This window comes from Frankia canadensis (assembly GCF_900197875.1).
Classification (GTDB): Bacteria; Actinomycetota; Actinomycetes; order Frankiales; family Frankiaceae; genus Frankia; species Frankia canadensis.
In genome coordinates this window covers 1-15379 of sequence record NZ_FZMO01000076.1, presented here as the reverse complement: position 1 = coordinate 15379, position 15379 = coordinate 1, and the positions used below count along the sequence as shown (strand labels likewise).

14 protein-coding genes are annotated in these 15379 nt (G+C 72.7%); 10 read left to right on the top strand and 4 right to left on the bottom strand.

The window, feature by feature from the left end; genetic code table 11:
• Nucleotides 1-50: 50 nt before the first annotated feature.
• The 5 genes from C1A33_RS08305 (at nt 51) to C1A33_RS08285 (ending at nt 5111) form a co-directional block, all read left to right on the top strand.
• Nucleotides 51-1070 carry a phosphotransferase family protein gene (locus C1A33_RS08305; RefSeq protein WP_101830933.1) on the top strand — a complete coding sequence of 340 codons (1020 nt, stop codon included), beginning with the start codon at nt 51-53 and terminating at the stop codon, nt 1068-1070.
• Nucleotides 1067-1753: a TetR family transcriptional regulator gene (locus tag C1A33_RS08300; RefSeq protein ID WP_165818287.1), complete on the top strand. Its 687-nt coding sequence runs from the start codon at nt 1067-1069 to the stop codon at nt 1751-1753. Before C1A33_RS08305 ends, C1A33_RS08300 begins: the two co-directional genes overlap by 4 nt.
• Before the next feature lie 92 nt (nt 1754-1845).
• On the top strand, nt 1846-2637 hold the full coding sequence (locus C1A33_RS08295) for an SDR family NAD(P)-dependent oxidoreductase (protein WP_101830931.1): 792 nt from the start codon (nt 1846-1848) through the stop codon (nt 2635-2637).
• 10 nt (nt 2638-2647) lie between these two features.
• Nucleotides 2648-3886, top strand: a complete 1239-nt coding sequence (locus tag C1A33_RS08290) for an acyl-CoA dehydrogenase family protein (RefSeq protein WP_101830930.1) — start codon at nt 2648-2650, stop codon at nt 3884-3886.
• A gap of 58 nt (nt 3887-3944) precedes the next feature.
• Nucleotides 3945-5111, top strand: a complete 1167-nt coding sequence (locus C1A33_RS08285) for an acyl-CoA dehydrogenase family protein (RefSeq protein ID WP_101830935.1) — start codon at nt 3945-3947, stop codon at nt 5109-5111.
• Between the two features lie 490 nt (nt 5112-5601).
• Here C1A33_RS08285 and C1A33_RS08280 read toward each other — a convergent pair whose 3' ends face one another.
• Nucleotides 5602-5934, bottom strand: a complete 333-nt coding sequence (locus tag C1A33_RS08280; RefSeq protein WP_101830929.1) for a hypothetical protein — start codon at nt 5932-5934, stop codon at nt 5602-5604.
• 239 nt (nt 5935-6173) lie between these two features.
• Between C1A33_RS08280 and C1A33_RS08275 the strand changes: the two genes are divergently transcribed.
• On the top strand, nt 6174-8597 hold the full coding sequence (locus C1A33_RS08275) for a CaiB/BaiF CoA-transferase family protein (RefSeq protein WP_101830928.1): 2424 nt from the start codon (nt 6174-6176) through the stop codon (nt 8595-8597).
• A 43-nt stretch (nt 8598-8640) separates the two neighbouring features.
• Here C1A33_RS08275 and C1A33_RS08270 read toward each other — a convergent pair whose 3' ends face one another.
• Both C1A33_RS08270 and C1A33_RS08265 read right to left on the bottom strand, forming a co-directional pair.
• Entirely contained in the window at nt 8641-9396 is a 756-nt protein-coding gene (locus C1A33_RS08270) for a FadR/GntR family transcriptional regulator (protein WP_243407321.1), read from the bottom strand.
• A 254-nt stretch (nt 9397-9650) separates the two neighbouring features.
• Entirely contained in the window at nt 9651-10475 is an 825-nt protein-coding gene (locus C1A33_RS08265; protein ID WP_101830927.1) for an enoyl-CoA hydratase/isomerase family protein, read from the bottom strand.
• A gap of 290 nt (nt 10476-10765) precedes the next feature.
• On the opposite strand from C1A33_RS08265, the gene C1A33_RS08260 reads away from it, so the two are divergent.
• From C1A33_RS08260 to C1A33_RS08245, 4 genes are all read left to right on the top strand, one after another.
• Nucleotides 10766-11923: an acyl-CoA dehydrogenase family protein gene (locus C1A33_RS08260; protein WP_101830926.1), complete on the top strand. Its 1158-nt coding sequence runs from the start codon at nt 10766-10768 to the stop codon at nt 11921-11923.
• Between the two features lie 76 nt (nt 11924-11999).
• Nucleotides 12000-13346: a phenylacetate--CoA ligase family protein gene (locus tag C1A33_RS08255; RefSeq protein ID WP_101830925.1), complete on the top strand. Its 1347-nt coding sequence runs from the start codon at nt 12000-12002 to the stop codon at nt 13344-13346.
• Nucleotides 13347-13385: 39 nt separating this feature from the next.
• A complete protein-coding gene (locus C1A33_RS08250) occupies nt 13386-14066 on the top strand; it encodes a hypothetical protein (protein WP_101830924.1) in 681 nt (226 codons plus the stop codon).
• 58 nt (nt 14067-14124) lie between these two features.
• On the top strand, nt 14125-14910 hold the full coding sequence (locus tag C1A33_RS08245) for an enoyl-CoA hydratase/isomerase family protein (protein ID WP_207770217.1): 786 nt from the start codon (nt 14125-14127) through the stop codon (nt 14908-14910).
• Between the two features lie 38 nt (nt 14911-14948).
• On the opposite strand, the gene C1A33_RS08240 is transcribed toward C1A33_RS08245, so the two are convergent.
• On the bottom strand, nt 14949-15379 hold a 431-nt coding region (locus C1A33_RS08240; RefSeq protein WP_207770216.1), incomplete at its 5' end, for an acetate--CoA ligase family protein.

Genomic DNA, 15379 nt, shown 5'->3' with positions numbered 1-15379 from the left:
CACCGTTTCCTCTCCGACCTGAAGGTCGGAGTATCCACGGCGCAAATCCGATGACCGAACCGTCGATCGACCCGGCGGTGCTGGCCGCCTGGATCGCAGACCGGCTGCCCGGCGCGGGCGAGCCGCTGGAGATCGAGCGGATGGGCCTGGCGACCGGGATCGGCAACGCGCTGTTCTGGGTGCGCCGCGCCGGGCAGACCTGGGTGCTGCGCCGCCCGCCCGCGGTGATCAACGCGCCCGGCGCCTCCGACATGGTGCGCGAGTGGCGGATCCTCACCGCGCTGGAGGACAGCCCCGTCCCGCACCCGCGGCCGCTGCTGCTGTGCGAGGACACCGCCGTGATCGGCGCGTCGTTCCTGATGATGGGCCGGGTCGACGGGTACACGCCCACCGGCGTGCTGCCGGCGCCGTACGACACCGCCGCCGCCCAGCGCGACCTCGCCTTCGCGATGATCGACGCCATCGCGGACCTCGGCTCCCTCGACTGGCAGGCCCGCGGCCTCGACGGGCTGGGCCGGCCCGAGGGGTTCCTGGAGCGCCAGGTGGCCCGCTGGCTCAAGCAGCTGGAGCGCTACCGCGTCCGCGAGCTGCCCGAGGAGACGTTCCTCGCGGACTGGCTGGAGCGCAACCGGCCCGAGATGAGCCCGGCCGGGATCATCCACGGCGACTACAGCCCGTTCAACGTGATGGCCTCGCCGACGGAGACGACCCGGCTGGCCGCCGTCATCGACTGGGACACCGGGACGATCGGTGACCCGCTGCTCGACCTCGGCCACCTGCTCGCCCGCTGGTCGGACCCCGGCGAGGAGCCGGCGCTGTCGATCGACATCGAGAACCGGGTCGGCCTGCCCCGACGCGCCGAGCTCGCCGCCCGCTACGGCGAGCGCACCGGCCGGGACCTGTCCGCGCTCGCGTACTACGAGGCGCTGGCGCTGTTCAAGCTGGCGGTCATCCTCGAGGGCAGCTACGCGCGCAGCGTCACCAGGGGCACCCCGAGCCGGATCCCGAAGGAGATGATCGACCGCTGCATGCGGTCGGCGGCGATGTTCGCCCGCGGAGAGCGGACGTGATCGCGGTGGCCTCCGACGATCCCGCGGCGGTCGCGGACGACGCGGGGCCGCCCGAGTGGCGCAGCGTCGACATCCACGAGCTGCGCCGCCGCGAGGTCTCCCGCCAGATCGAGCGCGCCGCGCTGGAACTGTTCAGCGAGCGCGGCCTCGCCGTCTCGGTCGACGAGATCGCGGCCGCCGCCGGCATCTCGCAGCGGACGTTCTTCCGCTACTTCCGCGGCAAGGACGACGTCCTGCTCGCCTACGACCGGCGGGTCCAGGACCGGCTCATCGTGGCGCTCGCCGCCCGGCCGGCGGCGGAGGGGCCGGTGACCGCGCTGCGCAACGCGTTCATGGTCACCTGCGCCGTGCCGCCCGCCGGCCGGCGGACGGTCGTGCGGTGGTCGCGCGTGGTGGCCTCGGCCCCCGCGCTGCAGGCGCGCCTGCACGGCGAGCGGGCCGCCCACAACGCGGAGATCGCCCGGTTGCTCGCCGACCGGATGGGCGTCGACCCGACCACGGATCCGCGGCCGCGGGTGGTGACGGCGGCGATGGTCGCGGTCGCGAGCGCGGTGTGGGACGAGTGGACGGCCGCCGGCGGCGAGAGCGACCCGACCACCGCGATGAGCACCGCGTTGGCGCTGGTCATCGCCGGATTCGACAGCGTGGACGGCGCACGTCCGCGGACCTTGGAGGACCAGTGAGCACAGCGCAGCCGGAGCCAGCGCAGCCGGAGCCAGCGCGGCCGGAGCCAGCGCGGCCGGAGCCAGCGCGGCCGGGACCGGGCGAGGAGGCGATGCCGACGGCGACGACGCTCGCCGAGCTGAGTGGCCTGTTCGACCTGAGCGGCCAGGTCGCCGTGGTGACTGGCGGCAGCCGCGGCATCGGGCGGGCGATCACCCTCGGGCTCGCCGCGGCCGGCGCCGACGTCGTCATCGCCTCCCGCAAGCTGGAGACCTGCCAGGAGGTGGCGGCGGAGGTCGAGAAGGCGACCGGGCGCCGGGCGCTGGCCGTCGGCACCCACGTCGGCCGCTGGGCCGACTGCGACCGGCTCGTCGACACCGTCTACGACACGTTCGGCCGCTGCGACGTGCTGGTCAACAACGCCGGCATGTCGCCGCTGTACCCGACCCTCGAGGGGATCACCGAGGAGTACTGGGACAAGGTCACCGCGGTCAACCTCAAGGGGCCGTTCCGGCTGTCGTCGGTGATCGGGGCCCGGATGGCGGCGGCCGGCGGCGGCTCGATCATCAATGTGAGCACCATCGGCTCGCTGCGCCCCGGCGCCGACGAGCTGGTCTACGCCTGTGCCAAGGCGGGGCTGAACGCCCTGACCATCGGCCTGGCCGACGCGTACGGCCCGACCGTGCGCGCCAACGGAATCCTGCCCGGCGCGGTGGCGACCGACATCGCCGCGGTCTGGGACGAGCGGATGTGGGAGCGGGTCGCCGAGTCGGTGAAGCTCGGCCGGGTCGGCCAGCCCCGCGACTTCGTCGGCACCGCGCTGTGGCTGGCCAGCGAGGCGTCCGCGTGGATCACCGGCGTCCTCGTCCGGGTCGACGGCGGCACCTACCGGCAGATGAGCTGAGGGACGGACAATGATCGATTTCGAGCTTCCCGACGACGTCAGGGCGCTGCGCGCGAAGGTCGCCGCCTTCATCGACGAGCACGTGCTCCCGGCGGAGCCGCAGGTCGGCACCCGGCCGTTCTTCGACATCGTCGCCGAGCTGCGGGTCGAGGCCCGCAAGCAGGGCCTGTGGGCGCCGTTCATCCCGGTCGAGTACGGCGGGATGGGCCTCGGGCCGCTGGCGAACGCGGTCGTGCAGGTCGAGGTCGGCCGCTCGTTCACCTACCTGGCCGCCTGGGCGATGAACTGCATGGGGCCGCAGGACGCCACCATGCTCACCCTCGCCGAGCTCGGCACGCCGGAGCAGAAGGAGAGGTACCTGCGCCCGCTGGTCGAGGCGGAGAAGCGGATCTGCTTCTCGATGACCGAGCGGGCCGCCGGCGCCGATGCCACCGGCATGCGCACCACCGCGGTGCGTGACGGCGACACCTGGGTCCTCAACGGCGAGAAGTGGTTCTCCAGCGGCGCCAGCTACTCCGACCTCGCCCTGGTGATGGCCCGCACCGATGAGGAGGGCCCCCGCCACCGGCAGTTCACGACGTTCCTCGTCGAGCTGCCGAACCCGGGCTACCGGATCGTGCGCGACATCCCGGTGATGAGCGAGCCGTTCGAGCCATCCTTCGAGGGCGAGGGGACGATGGGCCACGCCGAGGTCCGCATCGAGAATCTCGTCGTCCCGCACGAGAACGTGATCGGCGAGGTCGGCGGCGGCTTCGCCACCGGCCAGCTGCGCCTGGGCTACGGCCGGCTGCGCCACGGCATGTGGAGCCTGGCCAAGGCGCAGGCGGCGCTGGACCTGGCCGCGGCGCGGGCGCTGGAGCGGGAGACCTTCGGCAAGCGGGTGGCCGACCGGCAGGGCGTCCAGTTCATGCTCGCGGACTGCGCCGAGCAGCTCTACCTCAGCCGACTCATGATCATGCACATCGCCTACCGCGCCGAGCGCGGGCTCGACCTGCGGCAGGAGAACTCGATCGCGAAGAACTACATCGCGCACATGCTGCACAACGTCGTCGACACCGCGCTGCAGATCCACGGCTCCCTCGGCTACACCCTCGACACGCCGCTGGCGGCCTGGTACGTCGAGGCTCGGCAGCAGCGTCTGGTCGACGGCCCGGACGAGGTGCACAAGTGGTCGATCGGGCGCGCGGTGCTCAAGGCCTACGAGCGCCACGGCACGACGGCGTCCGCTACCGGAGGTGACCTTTTCTGAGCGCGAACCATCTAACCTGTTAACCTGATTCGAGCCGACGAGACAGCCTGGAGTGGACGTGGATCTGCGGGATACACCGGCGGAAGCGGAGTTCCGGGCTGAGGTCCGGCAGTGGTTGGCCGAGAACCTCGTCGGTGAGTTCGCGGCGGCCCGCGGGGTCGGCGGCCCGGCGGATCCCGTCCACTGGGAGGTCCGGCTGGCCTGGGAGCGCAAGCTCGCCGAGGCGAAGCTGCTCAACATCAGCTGGCCGACCGAGTACGGGGGCCGGGGTGGCACGCTCGCGCAGGAGATCGTCTTCCTGCAGGAGCACGCGACCGCCGCGGCGCCGTACTGGGTCGGCACCCAGGGCCGCGACCTGTTCGGCCCGACGCTGCTGCACCACGGGTCCGACGAGCTGAAGGCGCGTTTCCTGCCGAAGATCACCGCGGCGGAGGAGTTCTGGGCGCAGGGCTTCTCCGAGCCCGGCTCCGGCTCGGACCTCGCCAGCCTGCGCACGAAGGCGGTGCGCGACGGCGACGAGTGGGTCATCAACGGCCAGAAGATCTGGACGACCTTCGGCGCCTACGCCGACTGGCTCTACGTCCTGTGCCGCACCGACCCGGACGCGCCGGCGCACCGCGGCATCTCGATGCTGCTCATCCCGGCGGACCAGCCGGGCGTCGACATCCGGCCGATCCAGACCCTCGCCGGCACCATGGAGTTCTGCGAGGTCTTCTTCAGCGACGCCAGGACGAAGGCGGACCTGGTCGTCGGCCCGCTCAACGGCGGCTGGAAGGTCGCGATGGGGACGGTCGGCTCCGAGCGGCTGCTGACCACGCTGCCCTACCAGTACATGTTCGAGCGCGAGCTGCGCGACCTGATCGCGGTGCTCAAGGACCGCGGGCGCACGAAGGACCCGCTCGTCCGCCAGAAGCTCGCGGAGGCCTGGATCGGCCTCGAGGTCATCCGGTACACCAACATGCGGATGATCACCTCGCTGATGCGCACCGGCACGCTGAACGAGGAGTCGTCGATCTCCAAGCTGCAGTGGTCGGAGTGGCACCGTTCGCTCGGCGAGCTGGAGATGCTCCTGCTCGGGCCGGCCGCCGAGGTCGTCGGCGAGGACTACGGGCTCGACCTGTTCCAGAACAGCTTCCTCACCAGCCGCGCGGAGACGATCTACGGCGGCGCCAACCAGATCCAGCGCTCGATCGTCGGCGAGCGCATCCTGGGCCTGCCCCGCTAGGACGGCGACCCACCCGCGACCCCGGTACCCCATCCGGTCCCGGGGTCCTGCCGTTCCTGGCGGTGCGTTCGGGGCTCCGCGCGTTCCCGCGGGAACGCGCGATCTTGCCGGTCGCGGTGATCATCCGTGGCTGGCAGGGTGCACAACGTCAGACGAGCCCGGTGCCGCGCGTCGCCGCGACGGCGCCGTGACCGCGATGTGGCTGATCGCGGCGGTCCTGTGTCGTGTCGACGGGGACGAAACGGACGTGACACGCCGTGTTCGCGGCACGGTGCCGCCGGCACGGTAGGCCGTGTCGCATAATCCGGGGCAAAACGGGCGGGGAACCGCGAATTCGCGGCACGGTGCCGCTGTCCCGCGCACGCCCTTCCCACCGGCGGGAAGGGCGCCGGATATGCGGCTTATGGGGTGCGGTGGACCCCCGGCGCAGTCCCAGCGGGACCGCCGAACTCGGCCGAGATGGTCGCGAAGATCGACACTCGGCGCGCGGCTAGGAGAATCCGGGCAGGTTGCCGGCGGGCATCGAGTCGGAGACGCGCGGCGGGCCGCCGTCGTCCGCCGGCACCGCGGCCGCGAAGGACGCGCCGCCGCATCCCGCGGCGGGTGCGAAGCCGCGTCCCACGGCGGGCGCGAGCCCACGCCGCAGCCTCGGTGCGGCCGGCTCCCAGCCGGGACAGCCCAGGTCGTGCGTCATCGTCGCCTGCCAGTAGCCCACGGCGTCGCGCCACAGATCGAGCATGCCCTCGCAGCAACGCGAGGAGTAGGCGGCGGCGGCCTCGACCAGAATCGGCGGCGGGGTGTCCCCCTCGACCCTGAACCTCATCGCAAACCTCCCATGTGACGGCGGCGGCACTGGTCGCGGACGTCGACGAGACATCGAGCTGAATTATTCGGCTATGTCGCGCGTCATGCCACCGTTTCTCGCGGGCGGGCGAAACGGCCTTTTCGGTTGCTCTGCGTGATGAATCCTGCGTATCGGGTAGGAGTCCGAGGCTAGGGGTTGGCTTTGCTCGGTAAAAGAGATATATCGTTAGTACGATTGTTGTTCGGGAGGGTTGGTAGATGGAACAGCGGTACCTGCCGTTGGCCGGGTTGAGGGTCGTCGACACCGGGCGGTGGGTAGCCGCTCCCTGGTGTGCCCAGCTCCTGTCCTGGCTCGGTGCCGACGTCGTCCGCATCGAGCCTCGTGACGGAGAGCCACTCCTCGAACTCGACGACGGGCCGGCCTCGGACGCCCGCTGCCTCTACGACGACGCGAACCGCGGCAAGGCCATCCACCGTGTCGCCGCCGACGGGCATGCCGCCGCCGACGGGCGTGTCGCCGCAGATGAGGCCTACCTCGCAGTACTCCGCCGGGAGCTCGCCGGGGCCCGGCTCCTCGTCGACGACCACACCCCTGGCGAGCTCGCCGCCCTCGGGCTCGACCTCGACGCGCTCACCCGGGAGCGGCCGGACCTGGTCATCGTCTCGGTCACCCCGCGCGGGCTGTCCGGTCCGGGCGCCGACGATCCCGCCTGCGAGCTCACCGTCTACCACGCCGCCGGCGAGGGTGCGACGCTGCCGAGCGAGAACGTCTACCGGCTGTTCCCCGACCGCCCGCCGGTCCGTCCCGGCCGCTTCCTCGCCGACCACGACACCGGCCTGACGGCGGCGGTGGCCGCCATGGCCGCGCTGGTCGGCTGGCGCCGCGGCCGCGGCGGCGGGCTGGTCGAGGTGTCCGGTACCGAGGTCGAGTGCGGGCTGAACCGCACGACGCTGTCGCGCGCCCTGTTCGAGGGCGTCGACTACGACCGCAACTACCGCGGCTACGACTACGCCGGCGCGCTGCGCTGCCAGGACGGCTGGGTCGCGATCCGGCCGGTCGAGGAGCGGCACTGGCAGTCGTTCTGTCGGGTGATGGGCCGCCCCGAGCTCGCCGACGACCCCCGCTTCGCCGACCGCGGCGTGCGCTACACCAACGCCGACGAGCTCACCGCGGAGCTGGAGCGGTGGACCCGCGGCTGCTCGCGCGCCGAGGTCCGCGCGGTGCTGCTGGAGGCCGGCTGCCCCGGCGGCCCGTTCCTGGAACCCGCCGAGCTCGCCCACGACGCGGCGATCGCCTCCCGCGACCTGTTCGGCGACGTCCCCGGCGGCGGCATCGCCCCGGTCCGCCCGTTCGTCGTCACGCGCCGTGATCCCAACCCCGCGAACCCGAACGGCGCCGCGACCCTGAACGGCGCCGCGACCCTGAACGGCGCCGCCACCCAGAACGGGACCGGGACGCTGCACGGCGCCGGGTCGGCGAACGGTGCCGACGCGACCGCCGCCGGGCGGGCGGCGCTGCCGCTGGCGGGGCTGCGTGTCGTCGACCTGACCTGGGTGGCCGCCGGCCCGTACACGACGGAGCTGCTGGCCTTCCTCGGCGCCGACGTGGTGCGGGTCGAGTCGCCGCGCAATCCCGACCTGTTCCGCCGCAACATGAGCGACCCGGGCGCGGACCTCGACTCGTCGATCCGGTTCATGGACCTCAACCAGGACAAGCGGTCCGTCATCGCCGACCTGAAGAGCGACGAGGGCCACGACCTGCTGCTGCGGATGGTCGAACAGGCCGACGTGCTGGTCGAGAACTACCGGCCCGGGGTGCGCGCCCGGCTCGGCATCGACGACGAGGTGCTGCACCGGCACAACCCGCGCCTGGTCGTGCTGGCCCTGTCCGGGTTCGGCACCGACGCCCTGGACGCGAACCGCCCGGGCTACGCGTCGGTGTTCAACGCCGAGGGCGGGCTCGGCGCGATGACCGGCTACCCCGACGCCCCGCCCTCGGACATCCGCGACACCAACGACCTGCGTGCCGGCACGAACGGCTGCCTCGGCGTGCTGGCCGGGCTGTTCGACGTCCTCGGCGGGGGCGGTGGGGTCACCGTGGACGCCGCGGCCCGCGACGTGCTGGTCTGCCTGCAGGGGCATCTGGTGCTGCAGGCGTCGCGGGGCGGGCGGCCCAACCGCAACGGCAACCTGCTCGACCGCGCCGCGCCCTACGACTGCTACCAGGCTCGTGACGGACGCTGGGTCGCCGTCGGGGTGCGCACCCGGGCCGAGTGGGAGGGCCTCGCGCCGCTGCTCGGGCCGGCGGCGGTCGACCCGGCGCTGCGCGATCTCGACACCCGGCTGGATCGCCGGGCCGAGGTCGACGGGCTGGTCGCCGCGTTCGTCGCGGACCGGGACGCGGCCGAGGTGGTCGACGCGCTGCGCGCCGCGGGGGTGCCGGCCGGGCTGTCCGCCGCCGCGAGTGACATCGCCGCCGAGCCGCACCTGCGCGCCCGCCACGCCCTGCGCGCCGTGGACCATCCGAGGCTTGGCACCATCACCCTGGTCGGCCCGCCGTTTCGCTGGCCGGCCGCGGGACCGGTGGAGTTCCTGCGCCCGCCCCTGCTCGGCGAGCACGCGGACTCCGTCGAGCGATCCTGGGACCTGCACCCCGCCGCCCTGCCCACCGGTCGCCGCTGACCCGCGGGGCCGCCGAGCGGCGCCGCGGGGAGGGGCGGGGCGCTCAGCTCATCAGGTCGACGACGGACTCGGCGGGGATGTCGGAGAGCAGGTACTCGCTGACCGAGCGCAGGTGCCGGTTCCAGTACTGCTCGACCTCCTCCGCGGTGCCCTCGCGCACGAGCCGGACCAGCTTGGCGTGGCTGCGGTGGGTGCGCACGCGTATGGCGAGCTCGGCCTGCGGGGCCGGTGACGACAGGGAGCTCGCGATGTTCGCGGACTCGACGACGGCGTAGAGCATCCGCACGAGCAGCTCCAGGGTGGTGCTGCCGGCCAGCCCGACCACGCCGAGGTGCAGCGCCTCGTCGGCGGCGAGGAAGGCGTCGTGCTCGCCCTCGACGGCCCGCTCCTCGGCGGCGAGCAGCTCCTCGAGGCGGGCGATCTTCTCGGGGGTGCGCGAGCGTGCGGCCATGCCGGCGGCCTGCGTCTCGAGCAGGGTGCGGATGTCGTAGACGTCCTTCAGGCTGGCGTGGCGGTGCTGCAGGACCGCGCCGGCCTGGCGGGCGAGCGACGCCGGGTCGGGCACCTGGACGCGGGCGCCGCCCCGCGAGCCGCGGATGACCGTGATGAGCCCGTCGGCCTCCAGCATCCGGATGGCCTCGCGTAGCGTCGGGCGGGACACCCCGAATCGCTGCATGAGGATCGCCTCGGTCGGCAGCATGGTTCCGGCGACCAGCTCCCCGCGCACGATCTGGCGGCGGAGCTGGCTGGCGACGAGCTCACCGGCCTTCGGGACACGGATGTGGTCGATCGAGGTCACGTGGTCGATGTCTTCCTGTGAGCGGCAGAGGTCTCCCCGCGGCGGATTCCAAGCCTACGGCGGCGAGGGCCGGCCGCCCGGAGTGTCGTCCGGACATTGTCATCCGGACATTGCCGTCCGGACATTGTCATCCGGGACATTGTCATCCGGGACCTGGTCATCCGGGACCTGCCCGCCAGGGGCCATCCAGGCCGAAACGCGGTCCGTGCGGACCGGCGGCGCCGCTCGGGCCCGCCGGGCGGCGCCGCCGCAGGTCAGACGGCGGGTACCGGCCCGTCGCCGGTGGGGCCGGTGAAGCGGGGGTCGCGCCGCTCCCGGATCGCCGCCATGCCCTCGGCCGGGTCGGGGCTGCCGAAGCCGTAGAACTCCAGGGCCAGCGACGCGTCGAACGTCGGGCCCATCGCGCGGTACCAGTTGTTCAGCGACTGCTTCGTCCAGCGGGCGGCGGCCGGCGAGACGGCCATCAGCTTGCGGGCGACGCCGAGGGCGGTCTCGCGCAGGTCGGCCTCGTCGACGGTCAGCGACACCAGGCCGATCCGCTCGGCCTCCTCGCCGGTCAGCACGTCGTTGGTGAGCAGGTAGTACTTCGCCTTGGCCATGCCGGCGTGCAGCGGCCAGCTGATCACGGCGTGGTCACCGGCGGTGACGCCGAGGCGGGTGTGGCCGTCGAGGATGCGCGCGGTCTTCGCCGCGATCGAGACGTCCGCCATGATCCCGACGACCAGGCCGGCGCCGACGGCCGGGCCGTGCATCGCCGAGACGACCAGCTTGGAACAGTTGATGATGTTGTAGACGAGGTCGCGGGCCTCCCGCATCACCCGGGTGCGGGTCTCGTAGTCGCCGATCATGCCCTCGAGGGTCTCGAAGCTGCCGCCCGAGGAGAACCCCTTGCCCTCCCCGCGGACGAGCACGACGTCGGTCTCGTCGTCGCGGTCGATCGTCTTCCAGATCTCGGCGATGTCGCGGTGGGCCCGCGGGGTGACGGCGTTCAGGCCGGGGGCGTCGAAGACGATCTCGAGGATCCCGGGCTCGGGCCGCTCGAGGCGCAGCGAGGGGTAGTCGGCGTACAGATCGGACATGTGGGGCCTTTCGGGGCGGGTGATCGCGGCCGTAGGGTGGGCCGGCCGTGGGAGCCCTCGGACAGACTGCCCGATTGCCGGTCCGCGGTCGCCGAATGCCGGGATCCCGCCGTCGGCGGCGCGACCCGGGCCACCCCGTCTGGAACCGACTCTATCTTCAAATCAGATAGACAATTAATCGAAGTTTGCCGTTAAGGTGGGAGGGTGCCGCCACCCCCGCCGGCTCCAGGCGGGGCCGCGCGTCGCGTCCGGCGGCGATCGTCTGCGAAGAGTAGCGAGAGGTACGCAAAGTGCGACGAACTCACTTCGAGGCCGAGCATGAGGCCTTCCGCGACCTGTGCCGCTCGTTCTTCCTCCGGGAGGCCGCGCCGCACGCCGAGGAGTGGGAGAAGGCCGGGCGCGCGGACCGCGAGGTGTGGCGCAGGGCGGGTGCCGCCGGCATGCTGCTGTGGGAGGCCCCGGAGGAGTTCGGCGGCCAGGGTATCCGCGACTACCGGTACTCCCAGGTGCTCGCCGAGGAGCTCTACGCCACCGGCACCGCCGGCATCGCCTTCGGCATGCAGAACGACGTCATGCCGCCGTACCTGATCGACCTCAGCAACGACGAGCAGAAGGCGCGCTGGCTGCCCGGCTCCGTGTCCGGCGACACGATCTGGGCGCTGGCGATCAGTGAGCCCGGCGCCGGCAGCGACGTGGGCTCGATCCGGGCCACCGCCGTGCGCGACGGCGACAGCTACATCGTCAACGGCGCGAAGACCTTCATCACCAGCGGGCTGCTCTCGGACAAGGTCATCGTCGCGGTCAAGACGGATCCCGAGCTGCGGCACAAGGGCGTGAGCCTGATCGTCGTCGAGGACGGGATGCCCGGCTTCGAGCGCGGCCGCCACCTGGACAAGGTGGGCCAGCGCTCGCACGACACCGCCGAGCTGTTCTTCCGCGACGTGCGGGTGCCGGCGGCCAACCTGCTGGGCGAGGAGGGCCGGGGATTCGGCTACCTGATGCGCAACCTGCCGCAGGAGCGCCTCGGAGCCGGGGTGTCGGCCATCGGGACGATGTGGCGGGCGCTGAAGATCACCGTGGACTACGTCCGCGAGCGCCAGGTGTTCGGCCAGCCTCTCGGCGCGTTCCAGAACACCCGCTTCGAGCTCGCCGAGGTCAAGACGCTGTGCGAGGTCGCGCAGGCGTACGTCGACAAGGCCGTCGTCGAGCACCTGGAGGGCAACCTGTCGCCCGAGGACGCCGCCGGGCTCAAGCAGTGGACGACGGACGTGCAGAACCAGGTCGTCGACCGCTGCCTGCAGCTGTTCGGCGGCTACGGTTACATGAACGAGTACGAGATCGCCAGGCTGTGGCGCGACAGTCGGGTGCAGCGCATCTACGCTGGCAGCAACGAGATCATGAAGGAGATCGTCGGTCGCTCGCTGCAGCTGGACAAGCAGCCGTCCTGACCGTGCCCGCTGTTGTGGCGTTGGATGCCCGTTGGTGTGACGTCGACCAGTCGATCAGGTACCGGAGGTACACGCAGTGACCACGGTGAGCGCCCTGCGGACAGCCGCCGGGGCCACGTCCCGGCTGCTGGAGCCGGAGGTGGAGACCGCGCCGATCGGGCGGATCCGTGCGGAGCAGCAGCGGCGGGTCGTCGACCTGGCCCGCCTGGCGCAGGAACGCTCGGCGCTGCACGGCGAGTCGTTCGCCGCGGCGGGCATCTCGCCAGGTGAGATCACCTCGCTCGAGGACTTCTTCGCCCGCGTGCCGTTCATGAACAAGGACTCGATCCGGGCCTGGCGTGACCGCACCGGCGACGCCTTCGGTGGCCTGCTGACGGTTGACCCGGCCGACGTCACGACGGTGACCGCGAGCTCGGGGACGACGGGCGACCCGACGTTCTTCGTCGAGCGCTGGACCGGGCAGGCCGCCGCGCCGCTCCCGACGGCCTACCTGCGCTCGCTGTGGGAGATGGGCGTGCGCCCCGGCGACAAGGTGCTGTGCAGCGCGGCGGCGTTCCGCGGCTACATCGAGGACGGCTCGCGGGCCATGGGCGTGGTGCCCATCCTGGTCGACACCTGGATGGGCAACTGGGTCGGCGAGGTGGCCGACGTGATCCGCCGGCACCGGCCGACGTACTGCCAGCTGATGAGCATGAACCTGGTCGAGCTGGAGCGCCTCGCCGCGCAGGAGGACATCCGCGAGCTGATGAGCTCGTTCGTCGGGTTCTCCTTCGCCGGCGAGCCGCTGGGCGCCCGGATGCGCGAGAAGCTGACCCGCGAATGGGGCCTGGACCTGTGGGTCTACACCAGCGCCGGGGACACGGGCCTGGCCTGGGAGTGCTCCGAGCACGACGGCTTCCACATCAACTGGGACGAGTGCCTCGTCGAGGTGCTCGACGCGGACGGGAACCCGGTGCCCGACGGTGAGGTCGGCGAGCTGGTCGTCACCGCGCTGGACAACGACACCTACCCGCTGATCCGCTACCGCACCGACGACCTGGTGCGCGCCTCGACGGCGACCTGCCCGTGCGGGCGGACCTCGCCGCGCGTCTGGGTGCTCGGTCGCGCCGGTGACGAGACGGTCGTCGCGGGGCGGGCCGTGCTGGCGCAGGAGGTGTGGGCCGTCGTCGAGCAGCAGGACGAGACGGCCACCGGCCTGTTCCAGATCATCCGGCCGCAGCGGGAGGTCGAGCGGCTGCGGATCCGCGTCGGCTACGACGGCGACGCCCAGGTCGACCTGAGTGACCTGGTCCGTCGGCTGACGGCGGGACTGTCGACGACACTGCGCATCCCGGCCGACCTCATCGACATCCTGCCGGAGACCGCCGACCAGCTGCTGCGCCGCGGCTCGGCGGCCAAGGTCCCCCGTGTCGCCAAGTCCTGACCCCCACACCAGCACCCGTACACCTCCGAGGAGGACCGCATGACGTTCAGCTCTCTCATGGCGACCGTCGGCCGGTTACCAGCGGCGCCCCTGTGGGGGATCGCCCGCTTCCACGTCGACGGCGAGGCCGTCGAGTTCGACATCAGCCATGACGACTTCGCCCGTGACCAGGCGTGGGCGACGGGGCGGCTGCAAGGCTGGGGCGTGGGCCGCGGCGCCGCGCTGCTGGCGATCGGCGGGCTGTTCGAGTCGCCGTGGATCGAGCCGTTCACCCGCGGCGCGAACGCGCTGGGCGCCACCGTCGCGCACGCGGACCGGTGGGGCTGGGACGCCCGGCGCCCGGAGATGTTCGTCCGCCGGCTGCCGGTCCGGGTCGTCCTCGGCCTGACCGGGGAGATCGCCCAGTCGCTGTCGAACTCGGACCAGCTCGGCACCCTCGAGCGCGTGCCGCACCTGCTGGCCCGCCCGGACGCGCTGGAGACGCTGCGCGCGGCCGGCCTCACCCCGGGCGTGTTCGCCCGGATCGGGCCGGTGGCGGCCGTCGGCCTGACGGCCGGCGAACCGCTGGAATACGACGCGGCCGAGTGGAGCCTCGACACCGGCGCCGACGACCAGCTCGTCGTCACGACCGCCGGGCCGCGGGCCGCGAAGCTCGACAAGGTGCCCGTCGGCGTGCGCGGCCGGGTCGTCGCCCCGGGCCGCGTCGAACTGCTCGACTGACGCGCGTCAGTCGAGCGAGGATCGACCGACCGAGGGATCGACCGAGAGGACGAGCAGAGTGACGCAGCCGGAGTTCGTGCGCCTGGAGGTCGCCGACGGCGTCGGCACCATCAGGTTGGACCGCCCGCCGGTGAACGCGCTGAACGACGCGATGCGCACCGAGCTCGTCGCGGCCGCCACCGAGGCCGCTCGGCGCGACGACGTGCGGGCGGTGGTGGTCTACGGCGGGGAGCGCAGCTTCGCCGCCGGCGCCGACGTGTCGGAGCTGGCCACCACCGACCTGCCGACGATCGTCGCGAACGTCCGCCGGTTGCAGGACTCCCTCGGGGTCCTCGCGACGCTGGGCAAGCCGACGATCGCCGCGCTGACCGGCTTCGCCCTCGGCGGCGGCCTGGAGATCGCGCTCTCCTGCGACTTCCGGATGGCCGCCGAGAACGCGAAGCTCGGCCTGCCGGAGGTGCTGCTCGGCACCATCCCCGGCGGCGGCGGCACGCAGCGCCTCGCCCGCCTCGTCGGGCCGGCCGTCGCGAAGGACATCCTGTACACCGGCCGGCAGGTGCGGGCCGACGAGGCGCTGCGGATCGGCCTCGTCGACACCGTGCTGCCGGCCGCCGAGGTGTACCCGGCGGCGCTCGCCCGGGCCGCGACCTTCGCCGCCGGCCCGCCGCTGGCGCTGCGGGCGCTCAAGCTCGCCGTCGACGAGGGCCTGGAGGTGCCCCTGGAGACGGGCCTCGCGATCGAGCGCGGCCACTTCGTCTGGACGTTCGGCACCGAGGACCGCGCCCACGGCATGACGTCCTTCCTCGAGCGCGGCCCCGGCAAGGCCGAGTTCCAGGGCCGCTGACCCGCGGGGCCGCTGCGCCAACGAGCGTGGTCGACGCGCTAGCTGGGCGTGGGCTCCGGTTCGTCGAGGGTGATGGTGGCGGCGAGCGCCACGACGCCGCCGCCGTCCGGGCGGACCCGCAGCGGGCGCAGCTCCAGCCGGTTCACCCGGGGCAGGTGCTCGACGAGCGCCGAGACGCGCAGCAGGGTGTCCTCCAGCGCGGCGAGGTCCGCACGGGGCGCGCCGCCCCAGCCGTCGAGCAGCGGGAAGGCGCGTACCGAGCGGATCATCTCCCGGGCGTCGCGGTCGGACAGCGGCGTCACCCGCACGGCGACGTCGTCGAGCAGGTCCATGTAGTCCCCGGCGAGGCCGAAGGTGAGCACCGGCCCGAAGACCAGATCGCTGACCATGCCGAGGACGACCTCGATGCCGTCTGTCTCGGCCCCGGCCCCGCCGAGCCCGGGCCCGACGGGGCCAGCGGGGCCGGGCT

Excerpts from the sequence above, each read along its gene's own strand:
- C1A33_RS08305 (WP_101830933.1), top strand. The coding sequence starts at position 51 with ATGACCGAACCGTCGATCGACCCGGCGGTGCTGGCCGCCTGGATCGCA.
- C1A33_RS08295 (WP_101830931.1), top strand. The coding sequence starts at position 1,846 with ATGCCGACGGCGACGACGCTCGCCGAGCTGAGTGGCCTGTTCGACCTG.
- C1A33_RS08290 (WP_101830930.1), top strand. The coding sequence starts at position 2,648 with ATGATCGATTTCGAGCTTCCCGACGACGTCAGGGCGCTGCGCGCGAAG.
- C1A33_RS08280 (WP_101830929.1), bottom strand. The coding sequence starts at position 5,934 with ATGAGGTTCAGGGTCGAGGGGGACACCCCGCCGCCGATTCTGGTCGAG.
- C1A33_RS08275 (WP_101830928.1), top strand. The coding sequence starts at position 6,174 with ATGGAACAGCGGTACCTGCCGTTGGCCGGGTTGAGGGTCGTCGACACC.
- C1A33_RS08265 (WP_101830927.1), bottom strand. The coding sequence starts at position 10,475 with ATGTCCGATCTGTACGCCGACTACCCCTCGCTGCGCCTCGAGCGGCCC.
- C1A33_RS08250 (WP_101830924.1), top strand. The coding sequence starts at position 13,386 with ATGACGTTCAGCTCTCTCATGGCGACCGTCGGCCGGTTACCAGCGGCG.